The sequence below is a fragment of the Vibrio sp. 10N.222.55.C6 genome (assembly GCF_041473395.1).
Taxonomy (GTDB): Bacteria; Pseudomonadota; Gammaproteobacteria; order Enterobacterales; family Vibrionaceae; genus Vibrio; species Vibrio crassostreae_C.
Map to the genome: position 1 here is coordinate 25,322 of NZ_JBFRSD010000004.1, position 23,562 is coordinate 48,883.

Sequence of the window (23,562 nt, forward strand, 5' to 3'; positions counted from 1 at the left end):
GCCCAACCTCATTATAAGGTTGGGCTTTCGATGCTATCTGCATGCTACCGTGTGTACACGTATCGGCTATTCATTAATAACAGGCACTTCGTCACTGTAAAGCGGCTCGCCCTGCATGATGCTGATTTCAACGCGGCGGTTGAGGCTACGTTGCCATTCAGTATCGTTCGGCTCGACTGGCTCGGTATCCGCCATGCCGCGTACTCTCAAGCGTTGATGAGAGAAACCACGCACCTTTTCCATCTCTTGAGCAACAGACACTGCTCGCTGTGATGACAAGTCCCAATTAGATCGATAAAGCTCGGAATCAAGACGTTGATTATCGGTGTGCCCTGAGATTCGAACGATACCCGGAACATCTTTCACCAACTCAGCAACCTGTCTCACCAAAGGTCGGAACTTAGGCTGTAGGAAAGCAGAACCCGATGGGAATGCACCCTTCTCACGAATTCGAATCACAATCTGCTGGCCAAGGTTTTCAACTTCAATCGCGCCTTGGTCTATCTCTCGCTCCAACGCCTTCTTGATGCTTTCCATCAAGGTTTCCATCTCTTGCGATTGAGCTTCAGCTTGTTGTTGCTGTTGGTCTGACTCAGAGTTTTGATTGTCGTGAGTCGAAACCTCTGGCGACTTGCCTCCGGTCATCTTGCCTTGATCACGCATGGTACCGCCAGCACGCTCAGATTCACCTTCATGAAACTCAAGCGTTTGCTGCGTAATATCAATCGTCTGCTGCATGATCACATCAATCGGTGTCGGCTCTGGACGACCAGGTCGAAACTCTTGTGCAATGATGCTGGTGCCTTTAGGAATGTCTTTCACTTCCAAGCGGTTTTGTACACCAAACGCAAATTTCATCGAGCCAGCGATCTGTTTGAACTTCAGTACGTCCATCTCAGAGAATGAGAGCAGCAGTACGAAGAAACACATCAGCAGTGACATCAAGTCAGCAAATGTCCCCATCCATTGAGGCAATCCCGGAGGAGGACATTTACATGGATTTTCTTCATCCATCTTCAACTCCTCTTACGCAGGTTCACCATCAATCGTACGCTTACCTTCGTTTAGGTAGCTCTTCAGGTAACCATCGATTACTCGTGGGTTCTGACCATCTTGAATCGCGAGTACGCCATCCATAACCAAACGACGGTTGAGTGTCTCTTGGTCACGACGCAGCGCAAGCTTGTCGGCAATTGGGAAGAACACCATGTTCGAAAGAATCGCACCATATAGGGTGGTTAAAAGTGCCACCGCCATCGCAGGGCCGATCGCTTTTGGATCATCCATGTTAGAAAGCATGGCAACCAAGCCAACCAAGGTACCAATCATACCCATCGCGGGTGCTACATCACCAAATGCAGAGAACACTTTCGCGCCCTGCTCGTGACGTTCAGTCGTTAATGCGATGTCTTTTTGCAATGCTGCGCGTACTACATCTCCATCATGGCCATCTACCAACAGGTCGATGCCCTTTTGCATGAAGCTGTTACTGATTTCCATCTCTTCGAGTGCTAAGAAGCCACCTTTACGCGCTGCATCCGCCATCTCTACCACTTTAGCGATAAGATCTTCAGGTTCATCGGCTTTAAACATGAAGGCTTTGCCTGCAATTTTAGTCGCACCAAAGAACTGCCCCATGGTGAACTTCATCAGAACAACAAAGGTTGAGCCACCAACCACGATCAAAATGGATGTCGTGTCATAGAACATCCCGAGGCTTCCACCTAGGATCATTGCCATGATTACAAAGGCAAATCCACCAATCAAACCTATTAGGGTTGCTAAATCCACTGAGCACTCCTCATGCTTTTTTGTAGCTCTATGTCGACGATAATCTTTGTATCGGCAAGACTATAAGATCTTTTAGTAAATTCTTGGCCTAAGTATCACACTTTTCGTTTTTGAATCCCAACTATTGGCTTACTTTGCTCTTATAGGTAGCGCATAAACTCGATAAAGCTAAGGTTATTCAAGCAAAGTGAGTTCAAGCCCCTTAAAAACAAACTTTCTAGCAAAATTTCTTGGTTACATTTGACCATCTTAGCGGCCTAGGGTAACGTTCGTTCATCTTTCCAAACGCAGATTTATTATGGCTACTAAGAAACCTGAAAATATGAGCTTTGAAGCAGCAATCGAAGAGCTTGATGGCTTGGTTGATCAACTAGAAAATGGTGATCTAGCTTTAGATGATGCGCTGAAGAAGTTCGAACGAGGTATCTCCCTCGCTCGTGCCGGTCAAAGCAAACTAAACGATGCTGAACAGCGTGTTAGCATCCTACTGCAAAATGATGAAAACGCAGAACTTAGTGACTTTAACCCACAACCAGAATAACGAATTGTATGAGATCCCCTATGATCGAGACTTTATTGTCTTATCAAGCACGTAATAACGAGCAACTGAACCTTTGGCTTGATCGCCTGCCACACCAAAATCAGAACCTGATCAACGCAATGCGTTATGGGTTACTTTTAGGCGGTAAACGCGCACGTCCATTTCTTGTCTACATTACAGGGGAAATGCTCGGCTGCACCGCTGAAGAACTCGACACTCCAGCATCTGCAATCGAATGTATTCATGCCTATTCTCTGATTCACGACGACCTTCCAGCAATGGACGACGATGAACTGCGTCGTGGCCATCAGACTTGTCACATCAAATACGATGAAGCAACGGCAATTTTAACTGGCGATGCACTACAAACTCTCGCGTTTACTATACTTGCGGAAGGTACATTAAGTGCTGACGGTGAAAGCAATCGCGTTCGAATGATTCAACGCCTAGCCGAAGCCTCTGGTGCACAAGGTATGTGCATTGGACAAGCACTTGATATTGAAGCTGAAAACCGCTCTGTCACGCTAGAAGAGTTAGAAGAAGTTCACCGCAATAAAACGGGCGCGCTAATGAAATGTGCGATTCGTTTAGGTGCTCTCGCTGCTGGTGAAAAAGCGTTTGAAGTGATGCCTCAATTAGACAAGTACGCCGACGCCATTGGATTAGCATTCCAGGTTCAAGATGATATTTTAGATATCACTGGCGATACTGAAACTTTGGGTAAGCCACAGGGTTCTGACCAAGAATTGAACAAAAGCACCTACCCTTCTTTGCTAGGTTTAGAGGGCGCTCAAGAAAAAGCGCAAACTCTGCTACAGGAAGCGCTTCAAGCTTTGGCTGCAATCCCATACAATACCCAGTTACTCGAAGAGTTCGCCCGATACGTCATCGAGCGCAAGAACTAAGACAATAAGCGCGCATTACCTATGACTCTTGATATATCAAAGTACCCAACTCTTGCTTTGGCTGATAAGCCAGAGGATTTGCGTCTACTTCCAAAAGAGACGCTGACACAGCTTTGTGATGAATTACGTACCTATCTTCTTAACTCAGTGAGCCAGTCAAGTGGTCACTTAGCGTCAGGCTTAGGTACAGTAGAGCTGACAGTTGCTCTGCACTATGTGTACAACACGCCTTTTGACCAGTTGGTTTGGGATGTTGGTCACCAAGCATACCCGCACAAAATTCTTACAGGTCGTCGCGACCGCTTGTCGACTATCCGTCAAAAAGATGGACTGCACCCATTCCCATGGCGTCAAGAGAGCGAATACGACACCCTTTCTGTTGGTCACTCTTCAACATCGATCAGTGCTGCACTTGGTATGGCTATCAGTTCGAAGAAAGAAGGCAAGAACCGTAAAGTCGTGAGTGTGATTGGTGATGGCGCGATTACTGCGGGTATGGCATTTGAAGCCATGAACCACGCGGGCGATATTCACAATGACATGCTGGTTATCCTGAACGATAACGAGATGTCGATCTCTGAAAACGTAGGTGCGCTAAACAACCACCTAGCTCAAGTTCTTTCTGGCAGTCTTTACACGTCAATTCGTGAGGGCGGCAAGAAAGTGCTATCAGGCGTTCCGCCGATTAAAGAGCTGGTTCGTCGTACAGAAGAACATCTAAAAGGCATGGTAGTCCCTGGCACCATGTTCGAAGAGTTAGGCTTTAACTACATTGGCCCAATTGATGGTCATGATGTCAATGAGCTGATTAAAACGCTTAAGAACATGAGAGACCTTAAAGGTCCTCAGTTCCTGCATATCATGACTAAGAAAGGCAAAGGCTACGAGCCAGCTGAGAAAGATCCAATCGGTTACCACGGCGTACCGAAATTCGATCCAGCACACTCAAGTCTGCCTAAGAGCACCAGCTCTAAACCAACTTTCTCTAAGATTTTTGGCGACTTCCTGTGTGATATGGCCGCGCAAGATCCTAAGCTGATGGCGATCACGCCTGCAATGCGTGAAGGCTCTGGCATGGTGCGTTTCTCGAAAGAGTACCCAGAACAATACTTCGACGTAGCGATTGCTGAGCAGCATGCTGTGACGCTAGCAACCGGTATGGCGATTGCGGGTGATAAGCCGATAGTCGCTATCTACTCGACGTTCCTACAACGTGGCTACGATCAACTGATCCACGATGTGGCTATCATGGACTTACCTGTCATGTTCGCTATCGACCGTGCTGGTCTTGTCGGCGCTGATGGTCAAACACACCAAGGTGCGTTCGACTTAAGCTTTATGCGTTGTATTCCAAACATGGTGATCATGGCGCCAAGCGACGAAAACGAATGTCGCCAAATGCTTTACACCGGCCACCAGCACACAGGTCCAAGTGCCGTTCGTTACCCTCGCGGTAATGGTATGGGCACTGAGATACAAAGTGAATTTACCGCGCTTGAGATTGGTAAAGGTCGTATCGTTCGCGAAAGCGAAAAAGCAAAAGATGGCTCGAAAGTCGCTATCTTAAGCTTCGGTACTTTCCTTGAGAGTGTACTTCAAGCCGCTGACGCCATCGATGCGACAGTTGCAGATATGCGCTTTGTGAAACCGCTCGATGAAGCTCTGATCAAACAACTTGCTGCTGACCACGATATTCTGGTAACTATCGAAGAGAATGCGATTGCAGGTGGTGCGGGCGCAGGTGTGATTGAATTCTTGATGCAAGAGAAACTGCTGATGCCAGTATTGAACCTTGGCCTGCCAGACAAGTTCATTGCTCAAGGTACGCAAGGTGAACTGCACGAAGAGCTTGGTTTGGACGCGCAAGGCATTGAGAAGTCTATCTCTGACTATCTTGCTAAGTAGCCTTAATACGTAAGCTCGTAAGCTCGTAAGCTCGTAAGCTCCGCAAACAAAAAAGGTTGGCCCTAGGGTCAACCTTTTTAGTATCTGCTAATTAGTTTGGTGTATCGCCAACTAAACCTTAGCCCTTCAGTTAACTCACACTAACCAACCTGCGAAATGTGCCACGGCATACAACGAAATAGCCGCCATAATACCCGCTACAATATCGTCAATCATGATACCCAAGCCGCCGTGAATTCGCGCATCTAGCCAACCAATCGGCCAAGGTTTTACCATGTCAAAGAAGCGGAAAAGCACAAAACCAGTCAGAAGCCATTTCCAGTCATCGGCAGGGATATTCAGCATAGGCACTAAGCTCATGGTGATCCAAAAGCCCGCAAACTCATCCCAAACGATAGAACCGTGGTCATGCACGCCCATATCATCAGACGTTACTTGGCAGATCTTAATACCAATAATGCAGCTTACCACCACCACGGCAACGTAAGCAGGAAACGGTAGCTGAACCAACAATAGGTACAACGGAATTGACGCAAGCGTGCCCATTGTGCCGGGAATAATAGGCGATAAGCCACTGCCAAAACCCGTTGCTAAGAAATGCCAAGGATTTTTAAGAGAAATAAGAGAAAGTGGGTTTGTCATCAATTAGCCTTAAAGTGATCGTAACCAGTTAAGTTCCAACTTAGTGGTTCACCATTATTGTGTAGTTCAAAATATTCTACAGGTCTTATCTGGCCAATGCAGGTGACTTTTGTTCCTGTGTGCGACAAAGCACTTTCCAATGAACCTTTATTTTCTTCAGGCACAGTAAAGCAAAGTTCGTACTCTTCACCACTGGTCAGCGCATACTGCTGAGCTGAAGTAATATCACAAGCGAACTGACGTAACTCTGGAGAGAGGGGCAGCGTGCTTACATCAATACTCGCACCAACCTGAGAACGTTTGAGGATATGTTTTAAATCAGCAATAACACCATCAGAGATATCGATAGCCGATGAAGCAAGGTTAACTAGAGCTTGACCCGCCAATATTCGCGGAGTGCTCAGGTAGTGCCTCTCTTCAAGCTCTAGCGCATAAGGCTTCACTTTGTTCTTTTCGGGGTTCAGTAACACGTCTAACCCAGCTTTGCTGTCCCCTAGATTACCCGTCACGTAAATCCAGTCGCCCACTTTAGCGTTATCTCTGCGCAACGCTCGACCTTCTGGCACAAAGCCTTGTACAGTCAACGTCAAACTTAGCGGCCCTTTGGTTGTATCACCGCCGATTAGCTGAATACCAAAGTAGTCTGCAAGTTTGAAAAAGGAATCACAAAATGGGGCAAGCCATTCTTCATCGACTTCTGGCATAGTTAAAGCAAATGAAACCCAAGCAGGCGTCGCACCCATAGCGGCAAGGTCGCTAATGTTCGAAGCTAACGCTTTATGCGCCACCCATGCAGGATTCGCTTCGGCTAAAAAGTGCGTACCTGCAACTAAAGTGTCGGTGCTGATTGCGATCTCTACATTGCTTGGCGCTTTGACCAAAGCACAGTCATCGCCCGCTGCCAGATGTACGTCTTTACGTTGTGGTTGTCGATTTACAAAATATTTTTCAATCAGGTTAAACTCGCCAGACATCACATGCCCTATCTTTGGTCTTAATACAAATCACCGTAATTATACCAATCACCGTAAGTAAGTGTTCAAAATTAGCGTAGGGAAAAGGCTTGAGAACAAGGCAGCTCTTTTCGACAAGAAGTTTCGATAAGTAGTTATTCTACAATTAAAAACTCTAACGCAGTTATCGAGCGTTTTAGCAAGCTAGGGTGACCAGTTATTTACTACGATTGGTATTATTGATATTACAGAAATTTAGTTACAAAAAAGGCCAGCATAAAAGCTGACCTTTAGATTCAATATACGAACGTCTTATTTCTTACGAACGTGCGGTGCAGCTTTATCAAGCACACCGTTAACAAACTTATGGCTGTCTTCTGCTGCAAATACTTTTGCAAGCTCGATAGCTTCGTTGATAACCACTTTGTATGGTACATCTTCGCGACGAGTCATCTCGTACATAGCTAAACGTAGAAGCGCTAGTTCCATCAGATCCAGATCTTGCATAGGGCGAGATACGAATGGACGAAGCTTGCTATCAAGTTCCATGTGGCTAAGAGCAACACCAGTTAGTAGGTCGCGGAAGTATGCAACGTCTGTTTCTGGCATAGCAAGAGCAGGCTCTGCAGCATGATGCTCTTCTTCATCATACTTACCACCAGATAAGAACTGTTCTTCAACGGTAGCAATATTTTCTTTAGTAATTTGCCAAGAATAAATTGCTTGTAGAGCAAATTGACGTGCGTTACGACGTGCGGCTGGTTTCACACTGGCCCCCATTAGGAATCGATTTCAGAAAGAACGTTGATCATCTCAAGTGCGCTAAGTGCTGCTTCTGCACCCTTATTACCAGCCTTGGTTCCTGCGCGTTCAATAGCTTGATCGATCGTATCAACAGTAAGAACACCAAACGCTACTGGAAGAGAATATTCCAGAGACACTTGTGCCAAACCTTTATTACATTCACTACAAACATAGTCAAAGTGAGGTGTACCGCCACGAATTACTGTACCAAGAGATACAATCGCATCGAACTTACCTGTTTTTGCAACGCGCTGCGCTACAAGTGGAAGTTCTACTGCACCAGGGCAACGAACAACAGTGATGTTGTCTTCGCTTACTTGTCCATGACGCTTTAAAGTATCGATTGCACCAGAAAGTAAACTTTCGTTAATAAAACTGTTGAAACGAGCAATAACGATAGCAATTTTTGCATTTGGCGCTGGGAAGCCACCCTCGATCACTTTCATAAGCCTTCCTTTAACTATTTTCATCAAGTGAGAATCGCCGGATTCTAGCACAAAACTGTGAGCAATATCTAATGGTAATTTAGAAGAACAGACACCGGCAATGTAAAGATGATAATGCAGCGCTGATCCCAAGCATATAGGAACAGCGAGTAACCAAGTTTGTGTGTTGAACACGTTTTGAGTCGGACTTGGCTACTTTGCTCTTTTGGCAAGATTTATCACCAAAAGAGCCACTGAAATCATCGGTAAATTATGTTGCTACAAACGGAGAAACGTCTGCTTGCTAACGCATGGTTTATTCGCAAACGTACTCAACAACGTTAAGGCCAAAACCACCCAATGCGTGGTAACGCTTAGTGCTTGAAGAAAGCAGACGCATATCGTGCACACCTAGATCTTGAAGAATCTGAGAACCGACACCAACACGACGCGAGGTACCCTGCTTCTTCGCCATAGTTGGCTGCTCGTTCTTGTCTTGCGCTTCGAATGTCTTCACTTTGTGAATCAAAGAATCAGACGACTCTTCGTTGCCAAGAATAACCAACACACCGCCTTCGTCGCCAATACGCTTCATCGCTTTATCTAGCGACCAGCTGCGTTCAGTACCACGGTCTGAATGAAGCAGATCGGTGAACGTGTCATGCAGGTGAACACGTACCAAAGGAGCACCTTCAGATAGGTCGCCTTTTTGCATCGCGTAGTGGATCTGGTTATCAATTGTATCGCGGTAAGTCACCAGCTCGAAATCACCAAACTCTGTTGGTAAATGGCATTGTGCTACACGCTCAATCGTTGTTTCTGTGTTGTTGCGGTATTCAATCAAGTCAGCAATCGTGCCTAGCTTGATGTCGTGTTTTTCAGCAAACACTTCAAGGTCAGGGCGACGAGCCATAGTACCGTCGTCGTTAAGGATCTCAACGATAACCGATGCTGGCTCGCAGCCTGCAAGACGTGCTAAATCACAACCTGCTTCTGTGTGTCCTGCGCGAGTCAGAACACCGCCATCTTGCGCTGTCAGTGGGAAAATATGTCCAGGTTGAACAAGGTCAGCCGCTTTCGCATCTTTCGCCACTGCAGCTTGAACCGTCACTGCACGGTCTGATGCAGAGATACCCGTTGTTACGCCCTCTGCCGCTTCAATCGAAACAGTAAAGTTAGTGGTGTACTGTGCGTTGTTATCTTGAACCATAGGCGCTAGGCCCATGCGGTTTGAACGCTCTTTAGTCAACGTTAAACAGATTAAACCACGGCCGTACATCGCCATGAAGTTAATCGCTTCTGGCGTCACATGTTCTGCTGCCATGATCAGATCGCCTTCATTTTCGCGATCTTCATCATCCATCAGGATAACCATTTTTCCTAGGCGAATGTCTTCAATAATTTCTTGAGGAGTACTAATTGGCATTGTTCTATATCCTTTGAAATGGTTCTGCTTCCTAGAACCGACACTATTTAAACCTGATGATATTGCTTCGCTTTACAAAGTCTCGCTTAACGCACTTTGTATCAACGGTTAGGCAAAACCATTCTGCTGTAAGAATTCCATCGTTAATCGAGATTCAGGCTCAGATTCTTGTTGCTGACCTTGCAGTAAACGCTCCATGTAACGTGCTAATACATCAACTTCTAGATTCACTTTACGACCGACATTGAATTGGTCGATGGTGGTTTCTGAAGAAGTATGAGGAACGATAGTCAGCTTGAATGCGTTCTTACGTAAATCGTTCACAGTCAGGCTAATGCCATCAACTGTTACTGAGCCTTTTTGAGCCACGTATTTTGAGATTTCTGCTGGCATTTCTACCCAGAATTCAATCGCACGGCCAACTTGGTTACGTTCAACAATCTCACCCACGCCATCAACGTGACCAGACACTATATGTCCACCGAAACGCGTGGTTGGTAACATTGCTTTCTCAAGGTTAACTTTATCGCCCGCTTGGTAATCGACAAAACCCGTTTTTTTCAGGGTCTCAAGCGAAAGATCTGCACTGTAGCTGTGGTCGTTATATTCAACAACTGTCAAACACACACCATTGGTAGCGATACTGTCGCCTAACTTAACGTCAGCCATATCAAGCTTACCAACATTAACCGTTACGGTGATGTCTTCTCCGCGGGGAGTGATTGCACTCAATGTACCTACGGCTTCTACAATTCCTGTAAACATTTTAAAACTCTTTTTGTTGTCAACGACACGTATGCAGTTGGAGTAACTATTTCCACTGTGGTTTCGTTACTATCTGTTTCGAAATACGGGTTTCGCAACGATGCGAATATCCACACCAACCTGTCGAACATCTTTAATTTCTAGGTCAATAACGTCAGACATTGAAGTGAGCCCTAATGCACCCATCAAACCTCGTCCGTCACTGCCCATAAGTTTAGGTGCTAAATAAAGGATTAGCTCATCCACCAGCTGCTCTTCAATCAAGCTTTTTGCCAATGTTGCGCCCGCTTCGACCCAAATATGGTCGATATGATTGGCAGGTAATTGACGCATCAGATCGTGCAAATCGAGCTGACCTGCATCTGTGGTTGCGACTTCAATATCAGCAGATGCTTCGGCAACTCTCAACACCGATGTTGGAGTCTGGAATAACTTGAGTTCAGGACGCAGTTGGTTTTGACGATCAAGAATCACGCGAATCGGCTGACGCAGCTCGTCTTCAGCGTAATGACCTTTGATACTGCTTGGCAACTCTGCCCAACGAACATTCAACGACGCGTTGTCTTCAATCACCGTCTGGCTAGTTGACAACACAGCGCCTGATTTTGCTCGGTAGTTCTGAACATCACGACGTGCTTCTGGCGATGTGATCCACTGGCTTTGGCCATTTTCCAATGCCGTTTGCCCATCAAGGCTAGCGGCCATCTTTAACTGAACGAATGGCATGCCAGTTTGCATACGCTTGATAAATGCAGGGTTCAAGTCGAGAGCGTCTTGCTCTAGCAAACCGATTTCAACCTCAATACCCGCATCGCGTAGCATTTTGATACCACGACCTGCGACTTTTGGGTTTGGGTCCTGCATGGCACAAATCACTTTGGCTACTTGAGCCTTAATCAAACCTTCAGCACAAGGCGGCGTTCGACCGTAATGAGAACAAGGCTCTAGCGTGACATAAGCCGTCGCACCTTTTGCTTTGTCGCCTGCCATTCGCATGGCATGTACTTCAGCATGAGGTTCGCCAGCTTTGGCATGAAAACCTTCACCAACGATCTGACCGTCGGTTTGTACAATGACACAACCCACATTAGGGTTTGGCGCAGTAGTGTAAATGCCGCGTTTTGCTAACTGAATAGCACGCGACATCATTTGAAAATCTAGGGGAGTAAAGTTTGACATGATTGAGGAGTTAATCCTCTAATTTAGCGATTTCTTCGCCAAACTCTCGGATGTCTTCAAAGCTGCGGTAAACAGAGGCAAAACGAATGTACGCCACTTTATCCAATTCTTTCAATTGGCCCATCACAAGATTACCAATCATCTCGCTTGGTACTTCACGCTCACCAGTTGCACGAAGTTGTGACTTAATCGTACTGATCGCAAGTTCAATCGCGTCAGCACTCACTGGGCGTTTTTCTAGGGCGCGCTGTACACCACCCACCATTTTATCTTCATTAAATGGTTCGCGGTTTCCATTCGACTTTATGACTTTAGGCATCACAAGTTCTGCCGATTCGAACGTAGTAAAACGTTCACTACATGCAAGGCATTGACGGCGACGACGAACCTGATGGCCATCGGCTACCAGTCTTGAATCGATTACTTTAGTGTCGTTCTCTGAACAAAAAGGACAATGCATATCACCTCCAAATAATTGAATATCAGTGTAACGGAATTGCCAAACGTTAGGAAAGAAAAAGGGCCAATTAAGGCCCTTTTGTGTGGTGATTCATTGATTATTGCTACTCGACCGCCATTTCAAAAATGAGCTGATGAGTAAAATTAACGACCAGCGTTAACCGCGGACTAAATAGTTCGCTTTACCTACCCATTTGTAGCTTGTCAGCTCTTCTAAGCCCATTGGGCCGCGAGCATGCAATTTCTGAGTAGACACGGCAACTTCAGCACCTAAACCAAACTGTGCTCCATCAGTGAAACGTGTTGATGCATTCACATAAACCGCTGCAGAACCAACAGAGTTAATGAAACGCTCTGAGCTCTCTAAGCTATTGGTCATGATCGCATCTGAATGACTCGCGTTGTGTACACGCATGTGGTCAATCGCTTCTGCCACATCCGCTACCACTTTCACGCCTAGCGTGTAGCTTAGCCATTCAGTGTCAAAGTCGCCTTCAACCGCATCACGTTGGTCTTCAAAACCCGCTAGCAGCGATTTTGCACTGGTATCAGCAACTAAGGTTACCTTGCCGGCTAAACGCTGTTTCAGCTTAGTTAGGAAAGCTTCAGCAACCGCTTCATGCACTAGCAGTGTATCTAACGAGTTACACGCCGATGGACGTTGAACTTTTGAGTTTTCGACCACATCGACAGATTTCTCAAGATCAGCGCTTTCATCAACGAAGATATGGCTGATACCAAAGCCGCCGATGATTACTGGGATGGTGCTGTTCTCTTTACACATCTTGTGCAGACCAGCGCCGCCACGAGGAATGATCATATCCACGTAGTCGTCCAGTTTAAGCAGTTGAGAAACGAGTTCACGATCAGGCTTCTCGATGTACTGAACAGAAGCGGCTGGAAGCTCCGCTTTCTCTAATGCAGACTGGATAACCTTAACCAGTTCCATGTTCGAGAAAAACGTCTCTTTACCACCACGTAGAATGCTTGCGTTACCTGTCTTCAGACACAGAGCTGCAATATCGATGGTTACGTTCGGACGCGCTTCATAGATAACACCCACCACACCAAGTGGCACGCGGCGGCGAGACAGTGACATACCGTTTTCTAGTACTTTGCTGTCAATTTCGCTGCCAACTGGGTCATTCAGGCTAATCACGTTACGAACATCGTTAGCGATACCGGTTAAGCGCTCTTCGTTAAGAAGTAGACGATCGAGCAGTGCGTCAGTTAAACCCGCTTCACGACCCAGTTCGATGTCTTTCGCGTTCGCTTCTAAAATCGTTGTTGCGTTTGCTTCTAGCTCATCAGCGATAATCGCCAATGCTTTATTCTTTTGCGCCGTAGATGCGGTCGCTAGGTGGAAAGCAGCGTCTTTTGCTGCGATACCCATGTTAGTTAAATCCACGTTTAACTCTCCCTAAATTCTGTCTGTCTTTGGATGCAAAAAGGTGATTCACCTTATCATCACGAGCTACTCTTGGATTACAACTAGGTCGTCACGGTGAATGACTTCTGACCCATAATCGTATCCAAGGATGTCGCCAATATCTTTACTGTGCTTGCCTGCAATTTTTGCTAGGTCTTGGCTTGAATAACTGGCGATACCACGAGCAATTACTTTGCCTTTGCTGTCTGTGACTTGGGTAACTTCACCACGAGAGAATTCGCCTTTAACTCGAACAACCCCTTTCGCCAACAAGCTGCTGCCTTTGGTGTTGACTGCGTTTACTGCGCCGTCGTCAACCACGATGTCACCTGCTGAAGCAGGGCCCGCTAAAATCCAGCGTTTACGGTTTTCAAGCGCTTCCGCTAAAGGCAAGAAACGTGTGCCTTGTGGGTTATCACTCAGTGAATCAAACACCACATTTTCAGCACTGCCCGCAGCAATAATCACTTCGATGCCTGCGCGACGAGCAATGTCAGCCGCCTGCAGTTTTGTCGCCATGCCGCCAGTACCCAACGTAGTACCGCTGCCACCTGCGATCTTACGCAGCGTGTCATCAATGGTTTTCACTTCTTTGATGAGCTCAGCATTTGGATCTTTACGAGGGTCAGCCGTAAACAGGCCTTTTTGGTCTGTTAGTAGCAAAAGCTTATCAGCACCGCACAAAATACCCACTAAGGCCGACAAGTTATCATTGTCGCCCACTTTAATTTCGTTGGTTGCTACTGCGTCGTTTTCGTTTACTACCGGAATAATATCGTGCTCAACCAGTGCGTTGATCGTGTCACGTGCATTAAGAAAACGCTCGCGATCATCGAGATCAGCACGAGTCAGTAGCATCTGGCCAATCTTAAGGCCATAGATAGCAAACAAAGACTCCCAAACTTGAATCAACTGACTTTGCCCAACTGCCGCAAGCAACTGTTTGCTCGCCATTGAGTTGGGAAGTGCGGGGTAACCAAGGTGCTCACGTCCTGCTGCAATTGCACCAGACGAAACCATAACCACAGAGTGGCCTTGTTTTTTTAATTCAGCACATTGACGAACCAGCTCAACCATATGAGCGCGGTCTAATGCCAATGTTCCACCAGTTAAGACACTGGTACCCAGTTTAACAACGACAGTTTTACACTGTGTTGTTGTCCCGCTTTGATGATTTGTTGTCATGAAGTCTTTTATGGATAAAACAAATAAGAGGTGATGTTTTAGCAATCAAAAGGGGAATTCACAAGCAGAAAAGGTGCGAAATCGCACCTTTTTGCTTTATATAGAAGAGTAACCTTTAAAATTAGACGAATTCGACAGACTCTTCGTCTAATTGGATACTGATTTCAAACTTACTTTGAAGTTCATCAACCAGTTTCTTGTGGAAGGCTTCTTGAGTTCGAGAGACCTCAGCGACCGCCTTTTTAGGTAACGGCAAAGAATCCCAGTTACCATCGATGTTGTACTTGCCGATATTGTACTTCGCCGAATATCCCTCTTCCGACTTATCCAATTCCAGCCACCAGCCCCAGAACTCGCGTTCTTCTGGTGATTTTTTATCGTTCACACATACAGACAAGCAATCAAAGATATAGTGGCCTTCTTCTGATTGCGGTTCCCTTAAGTAAGGCCCGATCGCCTTTAAAACATTCAACAAGCGGTAATGCGTAGGTTGTTGTGTCACTTCTGACATATTGAATCTCCATTTTCAATGTTAAGAATGACGTTACTCAGACTGTTATACGTAGAAACTACGCATTTGGATTTTATAAATAACCTCTGAGTATCAGGTACTTAGTTTGTACATTTTTCATGCTTAACTAATTTAGGAGAAATGTCATCTAAATAATTCATCCTCAAGCCACTTTATCGCCAATTCGAGGGATTGCTCATAACCTTGTGTAATTGACTTAGCTTTGATTTTCTTCGCTTTTCCGTAATCACTGTAAATAGCAACCAGTTGATTATCCATTGGCGGTGAAACCGGGTCGCCTTCCAGAGCCAATGCCAAGATAGGAACACTGGTTTTACTGTTTGACAGCAAACCTTGTACCTTGAGTGACCACGCCATCAACTGCCCAGAAAGGCTATTGATATCGACCGCCCCTTTACCAAGGCGCGAAGCCAACACATCTAGATGCATTTTAGGCATCTGCTTAAGTTTGTCTGCATGAACAAAGATATCGTGAATTGGCGCGCCTAAAGAAATACACGCTTTAATCTTATGTTGCTCGAGGAAAGATAATCTCACCATCGCATTGCCACCGAAGCGGAAACCAAACAAGCCGACTTTGTGGTGATCGACCCATGGGATGTTAGGCAATTCATTCAGCACTGCTTGGTGAAGACAAGATGAGTCTTCTGTTAACGGCCAATGTGCACTGTGCCCTATTGATGGCATGTCTACCGTTAACATAGCAATGTTCTTAGGTGCTAAATAATCCCTAAACAGGCGCCACATATCGGTTTGCAAGCTATCTAGACCCGCGCTGACAATCACAACCGGTTGTGGTTTATCTGTCTTGGTTAGATGCAAGTTCGCTTTGATCTTCTTGTTTTGGTATGGAATATCAATCTGCTTGACGATCAACTTAGTGTGCTTGATCGCTTCAGAATACGCTGCGTTGGCCAACACTTGAGCCTGAGCTGCCAAGTTGTCGTTCTTGAGGTGTGGGTAACCCGCAATACTGAAGCACAACGATGCGGAAAATAGCTCTTCAGCCATCTCTTCACCATTCTTCTCATTAGAACGATTTTGATGCTGCATACCCAGCTTGGTCCATTCGTATGCCCAGTTACCACTTCGGTAACCCATGACCGTATCAAGCCACTCATCGGTTGTACGAGAGTTATCTGATGACGCGATGCGAGCCAATACCGCTTCCTGCTCTATTGGATTAACGCCTTGCCATACCCACTGAAGACGTCTTAGGTTTCGATACCATGATGAGTTTTGCTGTTCACGTTTCTCATCCAATAGCGCTTCAGAGCTTGGCATGTATTGTGTCAACATTGAGGTCTCTTTCGCTTGCTTGTGCTTTACAAACAAAGTTTCCGAAAGGTTCGAGCTCGTTTCTTCTGGTTCAGACATTGGGATACTTAATAAGAAATGGTTGTCACTAATAATATAAAAAAAAATGACCCTATAAAGGGTCATTTCTCAAAAAACTAAGTTTACGCTTATTTTGACTTGCGATTTACTGGCTCTACGTAGCTTAGGCTAGTATCCCAAGGTTGCTCAATCCATGTGTCTTGAGCGATATCAACAATGTACTCGTCTAGCAAATCAGCGCCAGATGGTTTTGCACATACAGCGATCAGTTTCGCTTTAGGGTACATTTCGCGAAGCTTACGTGCAGTGTCACCACTATCAACCAAGTCTTCAACGATTAGGAAGCCTTCGCCGTCACCTTCAGGTGCTTTAACTACTGTCATATCACGTTGGTGATCGTGGTCGTAGCTAGAAATACAAATCGTATCTACGTGACGAATACCTAGCTCACGAGCCAAGATTGCACCAGGAACCAAACCACCACGGCTTACTGCCCAGATGCCTTTCCACTGCTCTGCTGGCATTTGCTTTTCAGCAAGTTGACGGCAGTAAGTCTGCATGTTGTCCCAAGTGATAACGAATTTGTTGCTCATAGTATAAAACCTAATAATTTTGTCATGTTATTAGAGGCTATTTCAAACATAGCCTCTTCAGCGATTAAGCAGAAATCTAGACGATTAAGCGAAAATGTATTTAAGAATAAAGATAGCCGACATTACCCACACAGCAGGTGAAACGTCGCGACCTTTACCACTTAGCAGCTTAATTGCAGCGTAAGCGATGAAACCTAGTGAGATACCCTCAGCGATAGAGTACGTCAGCGGCATAAGCAGACATGTTACCACGACTGGTGCTGCTTCCGTAAGATCACGCCAATCAATGCCAACTAGGCCAGACATCATCAGAATTGCTACATAGAAAAGTGCACCTGATGTTGCGTAAGCCGGAATCATACCTGCAAGTGGCGAGAAGAAAAGAGCCAGTAGGAATAAGATACCAACAACAACAGCCGTTAGACCGGTACGGCCGCCTTCAGCAACACCCGCAACACTCTCAACATAAGAAGTAGTATTTGATGTACCTAGCAGTGCACCAATAGATGTTGCTGTAGAGTCAGCAAGCAGTGCTTTGTTCAAGCGAGGTAGTTTGCCGTCTTCTTTGATTAGGTTTGCTTTCGTTGCAACACCAACCAGAGTACCCGCTGTATCGAACAAATCGACGAACAAGAACGCGAATACCACTGAAATCATACCGATTTCAAATACAGCAGAGAAATCAAGCTGCATGAATGTAGGAGCAAGGCTTGGTGGTGTAGACATGATGCCGCCGTATTGAACGTCACCAATAACAATGCCAAGAGCTGTGATAGCTAGAATCGCAATCATTACTGCCCCTTTCACGCCACGGTGAACAAGAGCAATCGTTAGGAAGAAACCAAGTGAGCCTAGGATAGGAGCAATCGCGGTAATGTCGCCCAGTGAAACTTTAGTTGCTGGGTTAGAAACAACGATGCCTGCATTGCTAAGCGCAATAAACGCTAGGAAAAGACCGATACCTGCAGAGATACCAACACGCAGAGACATAGGGATCGAGTTGATAATCCATTCACGGATCTTAAAGATGCTTAAGAAGATGAAGATTACGCCTGATACGAAAACCGCTGCCAGAGCAACTTGCCACGTATAACCCATACCCATTACAACAGCGTAGGTAAAGAATGCGTTCAAACCCATGCCTGGAGCTTGAGCAATTGGGTAGTTAGCAACAAAGCCCATGATGAAACAGCCAATAGCAGCCGCTAAACAGGTTGCTACAAATACAGCGCCATGGTCCATACCAGCATCAGCTAGAATCATTGGGTTTACAAAAATGATGTAAGCCATTGTTAGGAAGGTTGTTAGACCTGCGATGATTTCAGTGCGCACATTGGTGCCATTTTCACTGAGTTTGAATAGCTTTTCGAACATTATCGAATCCTATAAGGGTAAAAAGTAAACGGTTGCGTAATCGATTGGCTGTGGATTATAAAGTTATCAAATAACAAATTCCAGATAGAATTAAGGCTCTAATCGATATTTATCAGAATGCCGTATGAAACAAAGCGATTAAAAATGAAGATATCATCGATAAATAACCATTAAAAACAAACAATTAACAACAATAGACTCACTAAAACTAGTTGGTTGTTTTTTCTACCATCGGTTATTTTCATTGATAATCTAGCCAGTAAATTCTGAATTCAAACTCACAATAGTTATGTATTTTTCAACAGGATCAGTAATAAGGCGCAAATTGATATTTCGGCGTTTAAAAAACAACCACGCAGAACAGCAAGGAAAGTGACAAGCGAAAGCGGTTTGGAAAAGTAGCAGGCAAAAAAAACGCCACTCAAAACTGAGTGGCGGTAGAATCTGTCAACCAAAAGGGCTGTAAAAGAATTCCAATATATAGGGGTGAACAAAACTGTCGAGTTACATGCTTACGGTATTAGTAACCAAAGCTTGTAGGGTATGCAAAGTTGCTAGTGTAAACAGAGCTGTTAATCCAGAACATTGCAGATGGTAAACCTTTCATAACTATCACCTTAATAAATCAATAAAAAACGAATTTGATTTCTCGGTTCCTTGGAGGCGATAAAACGGACTCATCCTTTGAGCATTTACTCTTCATCTCAGAAGTTGGTTATTAATATACCCTAAAGAAAAAAGATTACAAGTATTTTTTGCTATACGTCACATTTTTGGCCATTTACGGTTATTTTGCAAACTTATATTGTAATAAAATTACAAAATAGAATTAAACAAACGTTTGCCTGCTCCATTTATAAGCATCAAGGCGCTTAGCTGTGATCAGATGGACAAGATCGCTTTCAAAATTTGAGCTATTTGAGGTTTAGAACCGCTACTCGTCAAAACGCTCAAGTGGTATGCTGTTGCCATCAAAACAGACCCATATTTTAGATTTTTGTTCTAGGTTTTTCCCCATGCAAAACCTAAATATATGGTTATTAAATAAAAAAGGAGTCATCCGTGTCTGAATTCCATTCTGAGATCAGTAAATTATCCCCTGCCCCTATCTGGCAGTTCTTCGATAAGATTTGCTCAATCCCACACCCTTCTAAGCATGAAGAAGAGCTTGCTCAATACATTATTGCTTGGGCAACAGAGCAAGGCCTAGATGTACGTCGTGACCCAACGGGTAACGTATTCATCAAAAAGCCAGCAACGGCGGGTATGGAAAACAAAAAAGGTGTAGTGCTACAAGCTCACATCGATATGGTTCCACAAAAGAACGAAGACACAGTTCATGACTTTGCTAAAGATCCAATTCAACCATACATTGATGGTGAGTGGGTTACAGCTAAAGGCACAACGCTTGGCGCTGATAACGGCATGGGCATGGCTTCTTGCCTAGCGGTTCTTGCTTCAAACGAAATCCAGCACGGCCCTATCGAAGTTCTACTAACAGTAGATGAAGAAGCAGGCATGACTGGTGCTTTCGGTCTTGAAGCGGGTTGGTTAGAAGGCGATATCCTTCTTAACACCGATTCAGAGCAAGAAGGCGAAGTGTACATGGGTTGTGCTGGCGGTATCGACGGCGCAATGACATTTGAAATTGCTCGTAATGCGATTCCAGCTGACTTCGTAACACGTAAGCTAACGCTAAAAGGCCTAAAAGGCGGTCACTCTGGTTGTGACATCCACACAGGTCGTGCAAACGCAAACAAACTGCTTGCTCGCTTCCTAGCGGGTCACGCAAAAGAGCTAGACCTTCGCATCGTCGAATTCAAAGGTGGTAGCCTTCGTAACGCGATCCCTCGTGAAGGTTTCGTAACGGTTGCTGTTCCTGCGGCAAACCAAGAAAAACTGGCTTCACTATACAACTACTACACTGAGCTGCTTTCAACAGAGCTAGGTAAAGTAGAAGACAGCATCGTGACTTTCAATGAAGAAGCTTCTGTAGAAATGGGCGCACTTGCGTCAGCAGACCAAGCTCGCTTTATCGCGGCACTTAACGCATGTCCAAACGGCGTGATTCGTATGAGTGACGAGATTGAAGGTGTTGTGGAAACGTCTCTAAACGTAGGTGTTATCACAACAGAAGAGAACTCAATCACAGTACTTTGCCTGATCCGCTCTCTTATCGATTCAGGTCGTAGCCAAGTAGAAAGCATGCTTCACTCTGTTGCTGAACTAGCAGGCGCTAACATCGCGTTCTCTGGTGCTTACCCAGGTTGGAAACCAGACGCAGATTCAGAAATCATGCATATCTTCCGTGACATGTACGAAGGTATCTACGGTCACAAGCCAAACATCATGGTTATCCATGCTGGTCTTGAGTGTGGTCTATTCAAAGAACCTTACCCGAACATGGATATGGTTTCTTTCGGCCCAACCATCAAGTTTCCGCACTCTCCTGATGAGAAAGTGAAGATCGACACCGTTGAGCTATTCTGGAACCAAATGGTTGCATTGCTTGAAGCGATCCCAGAAAAAGCTTAATTCGATAAGCTATGTTTGTTCAGTAAATGGTGTTTTACAGTAAACACCGTTTATCTGAGACAAAATAAAACAGGTACTCAATGAGTACCTGTTTTTGTATCTAATCTTTGTAGCTACTACTTGTGACTAAATAAACAATTAAGCGCGTGAAGCCGCGTAGCTTTCTAGCTCATCAATTGAAGTTTGTGCCACAACTTCGCCATCGATGAAGTACGTCACCATCTCGCCATCACGAACACCGATTAACGTCGCACGCTCACCAGACTGGTAAGTAATGTCCATTTGGATCGTGTTTTCATCAATCTGCTGCATTTGACCTTTTTCGATCACATCTGCACTTGTGATAGGACCCACTGGCGCTTCCGTTAGAGACGGATCAAGTTGGTGGTTGATGTCTAGGTAAGTATCAGTCTTTGTATCAAAGATGTGCGGAGAACCAGTTAGTGGGTTGCTACCAGTCCAGAACTCTAGTGAGTTGAATACCAGGTAATCGGCAGCAACTGTTAGGCCGTAAGCAGGCGCTAGTAGCATGTTCAAGCCACCACGTGCGTAACGGTTATCAACAGCCTTAACGTTAAACTTCATTAGGTAACCGGTTACTGCGTTACTACCAACACAGCCAGATAAAGCGACAGAAACCACCGCCAGTGCAACGACTTTTGAAATTGTTTTTTTCATTTTTATCTCGATATATGAATTTGGCCGCCAAAAAATGGCGGTGGATAATACCAACGAACTGAATGACAAATATCAGCTCTAAGTTAATGTATTGTCAGAAAATTCAAAATTTTAAACACCCTTCAATTAGCCAGATAAAAAACTGAAACCAATTCAGAAGCCCCTTCATAAAAAACTTTTGTCGTCACCGTAAAGCGATTGATTCGTACTAAAAATCAACGATTGCTACATTCCGTGTTAACGAATTATCACCATGTTGAGAACAACCTAAATGGCAAGACTAAAACCTAATCAACCATTCGAATTACTTGGTTATACTGTTCAGCCAGGACAGCGAATGGAGATTGAACTGCAAGCGGCTCAGCTTTACACGCATTCTCCACTTTCGATCCCGATTGAAATTATTCACGGTCGCCAAGCAGGCCCAACACTGATGGTAAATGCGGCTATCCACGGCGATGAGCTAAACGGTGTTGAGATTGCACGACAACTGACCAATGCGATTGATCCAAAGAAACTGAAAGGGACATTAATTGTTGTGCCTATCGTTAACGTATTTGGCTTTATCCATAAATCTCGTTACCTACCAGACCGTCGTGACCTAAACCGTTGCTTCCCTGGCAGTGAGAAAGGATCGTTAACATCACGTATCGCTTACACCTTCTTTGAGAACGTGGCAAAGCACTGTGATTACATTCTGGATCTACACACGGGCGCGATTCACCGTACCAATCTGCCACAGATTCGTGCAAACCTATCGAACCCTGAGACACTGCGCATCGCAAAAGCGTTCGCAACACCCGTGATTATTGATTCTCCACTGCGCGACGGTTCACTGCGTAGCGAAGCGGAAAAACTGGGTATTCCTGTATTAACTTACGAAGGTGGTGAAGCGCTGCGTTTTGATCACCTCGCGATTCGTGCGGGTTACCTTGGCGTGCATCAAGTGATGAAAGAAATCGGCATGCTGCGCCCTAACCGTAAGAAGTTACCAGAGCCAGTATTGAGTAAATCCACCAGCTGGATCCGCGCTGAATCAGACGGTATTTTGCGTAACATGGTAAGACTTGGCGAACAGGTTGAAGCAGGACAAACCCTTGCTTACATCAGCTCTCCATTGGGTCACCAAGAAGGCCAAGTGATCACAACCAAAGGCGGTATCGTGATTGGTCAACAAACTCTACCGTTGGTAAACGAAGGCGACGCAGTATTCCACATTGCTTACTTCAAGCAAGACGATGAAGAAGTAGGACAATCAGTAGAAAGCTACATTGAAGAAGTGGCAGAAGACGATTGGCTAACTGCACTGAATAACTGATCAGACAATGCTTAACAGTTTAAGAGCTCGACGTTAAAAGCGAGAAGCCAAACCGAGCTCTTAAACACAATAAAACAGAACTCCACAAACTAAAAAGCCCCAAAACACTTTTAACTCGAAAGAAAAAAGTTGTATCGGGGCTTTTTTTTCACAAATCCCTTATCTTAAAATTAAGGGATCTATAAATTAGTCATGCACTGAATTATTCAGCGTCTTGTTGCTCTTCTGCACGAGCTTTAGCGCGCGCTTCACGTGCTTGCTCAGCTTTAAGCTCTTTAGTGTGACGTAGTTCGTCACGCTCTTTACGTTGCTCTGATTTACGCTCGTTACGTTCAGCTTGGTTAGCGATGAAAGATGCTAGCTCTTTCTCTGCCCACTCTTGTGCTAGAGCTTCAGTTTCGAAACCAGACTCACGCTTAGATACTGTAGTGCTGCGAGACGTTACTTGACGAGTAATCTCTGCACACCAACCGTTGCGTTTTTCTGTAAGGCGGATATCAAATTTTTTGTTCTTAGACATGTTCTATTTTTTCCTAAGGGAGATCATTAAGGGATCGGTCAACTTTGATAACTCCATCTAAGTGAGCATCTTTTAACACCATCCCTTGGTAAGCGCGGTATTAGAGCACAAATCAATGAATATTGCTGCAAATATTTGCAGCGGATCACACTCCAATGCTGCAAATCGTTTGCGCCTAATTTCAATCGGTTCATAACTCTCGGTTCACCATCAACTTCTATCCTATTTTATCGATAACAATGAAATGAACTATGCTCAAACAGAG

Annotated in this window: 23 protein-coding genes; 5 read left to right on the plus strand and 18 right to left on the minus strand. The window is 45.1% G+C overall.

The genetic code is table 11. The features are described from left to right. Positions 1–66: 66 nt before the first annotated feature. Together AB4486_RS04325 and pomA are read right to left on the minus strand one after the other, a co-directional pair. Positions 67–1,014, minus strand: a complete 948-nt coding sequence (locus AB4486_RS04325; protein ID WP_017060777.1) for a flagellar motor protein MotB — start codon at positions 1,012–1,014, stop codon at positions 67–69. 12 nt (positions 1,015–1,026) lie between these two features. Next, positions 1,027–1,791 carry a flagellar motor protein PomA gene (gene pomA, locus AB4486_RS04330; protein ID WP_004734406.1) on the minus strand — a complete coding sequence of 255 codons (765 nt, stop codon included), beginning with the start codon at positions 1,789–1,791 and terminating at the stop codon, positions 1,027–1,029. Between the two features lie 298 nt (positions 1,792–2,089). Here pomA and xseB point away from each other — a divergent pair, with 298 nt between their 5' ends. From xseB to dxs, 3 genes are read left to right on the plus strand one after another with little or no spacing between them, the layout of a single operon-like run. Next, complete coding sequence (gene xseB / locus AB4486_RS04335) at positions 2,090–2,332, plus strand: exodeoxyribonuclease VII small subunit (RefSeq protein ID WP_004734405.1); 243 nt, start codon at positions 2,090–2,092, stop codon at positions 2,330–2,332. A gap of 20 nt (positions 2,333–2,352) precedes the next feature. Next, the gene (ispA, locus tag AB4486_RS04340; RefSeq protein WP_048612246.1) at positions 2,353–3,237 is read left to right on the plus strand and encodes a (2E,6E)-farnesyl diphosphate synthase; all 885 of its coding nucleotides are present in this window, start codon (positions 2,353–2,355) and stop codon (positions 3,235–3,237) included. A 21-nt stretch (positions 3,238–3,258) separates the two neighbouring features. After that, the gene (gene dxs / locus AB4486_RS04345; protein ID WP_372116568.1) at positions 3,259–5,142 is read left to right on the plus strand and encodes a 1-deoxy-D-xylulose-5-phosphate synthase; all 1,884 of its coding nucleotides are present in this window, start codon (positions 3,259–3,261) and stop codon (positions 5,140–5,142) included. Positions 5,143–5,277: 135 nt separating this feature from the next. On the opposite strand, the gene pgpA is transcribed toward dxs, so the two are convergent. The 14 genes from pgpA to AB4486_RS04415 form a co-directional block, all read right to left on the minus strand. Then, positions 5,278–5,784: a phosphatidylglycerophosphatase A gene (pgpA, locus tag AB4486_RS04350; protein ID WP_017060782.1), complete on the minus strand. Its 507-nt coding sequence runs from the start codon at positions 5,782–5,784 to the stop codon at positions 5,278–5,280. After that, a complete protein-coding gene (thiL, locus tag AB4486_RS04355) occupies positions 5,784–6,758 on the minus strand; it encodes a thiamine-phosphate kinase (RefSeq protein WP_010436366.1) in 975 nt (324 codons plus the stop codon). Before thiL ends, pgpA begins: the two co-directional genes overlap by 1 nt. Positions 6,759–7,049: 291 nt before the next feature. After that, positions 7,050–7,517, minus strand: a complete 468-nt coding sequence (gene nusB / locus AB4486_RS04360) for a transcription antitermination factor NusB (RefSeq protein WP_004734399.1) — start codon at positions 7,515–7,517, stop codon at positions 7,050–7,052. Next, on the minus strand, positions 7,517–7,987 hold the full coding sequence (gene ribE / locus AB4486_RS04365; RefSeq protein WP_004741508.1) for a 6,7-dimethyl-8-ribityllumazine synthase: 471 nt from the start codon (positions 7,985–7,987) through the stop codon (positions 7,517–7,519). Before ribE ends, nusB begins: the two co-directional genes overlap by 1 nt. Positions 7,988–8,282: 295 nt before the next feature. Further along, positions 8,283–9,392: a bifunctional 3,4-dihydroxy-2-butanone-4-phosphate synthase/GTP cyclohydrolase II gene (gene ribBA, locus AB4486_RS04370; protein ID WP_017060784.1), complete on the minus strand. Its 1,110-nt coding sequence runs from the start codon at positions 9,390–9,392 to the stop codon at positions 8,283–8,285. Between the two features lie 108 nt (positions 9,393–9,500). Beyond that, on the minus strand, positions 9,501–10,157 hold the full coding sequence (locus tag AB4486_RS04375) for a riboflavin synthase (protein WP_010436361.1): 657 nt from the start codon (positions 10,155–10,157) through the stop codon (positions 9,501–9,503). 69 nt (positions 10,158–10,226) lie between these two features. Next, on the minus strand, positions 10,227–11,306 hold the full coding sequence (gene ribD, locus AB4486_RS04380; protein WP_017060785.1) for a bifunctional diaminohydroxyphosphoribosylaminopyrimidine deaminase/5-amino-6-(5-phosphoribosylamino)uracil reductase RibD: 1,080 nt from the start codon (positions 11,304–11,306) through the stop codon (positions 10,227–10,229). 40 nt (positions 11,307–11,346) lie between these two features. After that, complete coding sequence (nrdR, locus tag AB4486_RS04385) at positions 11,347–11,796, minus strand: transcriptional regulator NrdR (protein ID WP_004734394.1); 450 nt, start codon at positions 11,794–11,796, stop codon at positions 11,347–11,349. A gap of 156 nt (positions 11,797–11,952) precedes the next feature. Continuing rightward, a complete protein-coding gene (locus tag AB4486_RS04390; protein ID WP_017060786.1) occupies positions 11,953–13,203 on the minus strand; it encodes a glutamate-5-semialdehyde dehydrogenase in 1,251 nt (416 codons plus the stop codon). Positions 13,204–13,269: 66 nt separating this feature from the next. After that, entirely contained in the window at positions 13,270–14,454 is a 1,185-nt protein-coding gene (proB, locus tag AB4486_RS04395; RefSeq protein WP_372116569.1) for a glutamate 5-kinase, read from the minus strand. A gap of 76 nt (positions 14,455–14,530) precedes the next feature. Next, positions 14,531–14,920, minus strand: a complete 390-nt coding sequence (gene crl, locus AB4486_RS04400; protein WP_017060787.1) for a sigma factor-binding protein Crl — start codon at positions 14,918–14,920, stop codon at positions 14,531–14,533. 144 nt (positions 14,921–15,064) lie between these two features. Then, positions 15,065–16,318, minus strand: a complete 1,254-nt coding sequence (frsA, locus tag AB4486_RS04405; RefSeq protein WP_017060788.1) for an esterase FrsA — start codon at positions 16,316–16,318, stop codon at positions 15,065–15,067. 89 nt (positions 16,319–16,407) lie between these two features. Continuing rightward, positions 16,408–16,872: an oxytetracycline resistance phosphoribosyltransferase domain-containing protein Tet(34) gene (tet(34), locus tag AB4486_RS04410; RefSeq protein ID WP_009847475.1), complete on the minus strand. Its 465-nt coding sequence runs from the start codon at positions 16,870–16,872 to the stop codon at positions 16,408–16,410. Between the two features lie 84 nt (positions 16,873–16,956). Then, complete coding sequence (locus AB4486_RS04415) at positions 16,957–18,246, minus strand: NCS2 family permease (RefSeq protein WP_017060789.1); 1,290 nt, start codon at positions 18,244–18,246, stop codon at positions 16,957–16,959. 1,062 nt (positions 18,247–19,308) lie between these two features. Between AB4486_RS04415 and AB4486_RS04420 the strand changes: the two genes are divergently transcribed. Continuing rightward, complete coding sequence (locus AB4486_RS04420) at positions 19,309–20,781, plus strand: aminoacyl-histidine dipeptidase (protein WP_017060790.1); 1,473 nt, start codon at positions 19,309–19,311, stop codon at positions 20,779–20,781. 138 nt (positions 20,782–20,919) lie between these two features. Here the strand turns inward: AB4486_RS04420 and AB4486_RS04425 are convergent, their stop codons facing one another. Next, entirely contained in the window at positions 20,920–21,459 is a 540-nt protein-coding gene (locus AB4486_RS04425) for a DUF3332 family protein (RefSeq protein ID WP_017066819.1), read from the minus strand. A gap of 271 nt (positions 21,460–21,730) precedes the next feature. Here AB4486_RS04425 and AB4486_RS04430 point away from each other — a divergent pair, with 271 nt between their 5' ends. After that, complete coding sequence (locus AB4486_RS04430; protein WP_017060792.1) at positions 21,731–22,777, plus strand: succinylglutamate desuccinylase/aspartoacylase family protein; 1,047 nt, start codon at positions 21,731–21,733, stop codon at positions 22,775–22,777. 202 nt (positions 22,778–22,979) lie between these two features. On the opposite strand, the gene AB4486_RS04435 is transcribed toward AB4486_RS04430, so the two are convergent. Next, the gene (locus tag AB4486_RS04435; protein WP_017069509.1) at positions 22,980–23,297 is read right to left on the minus strand and encodes a DUF3622 domain-containing protein; all 318 of its coding nucleotides are present in this window, start codon (positions 23,295–23,297) and stop codon (positions 22,980–22,982) included. Between the last annotated feature and the right edge of the window lie 265 nt (positions 23,298–23,562).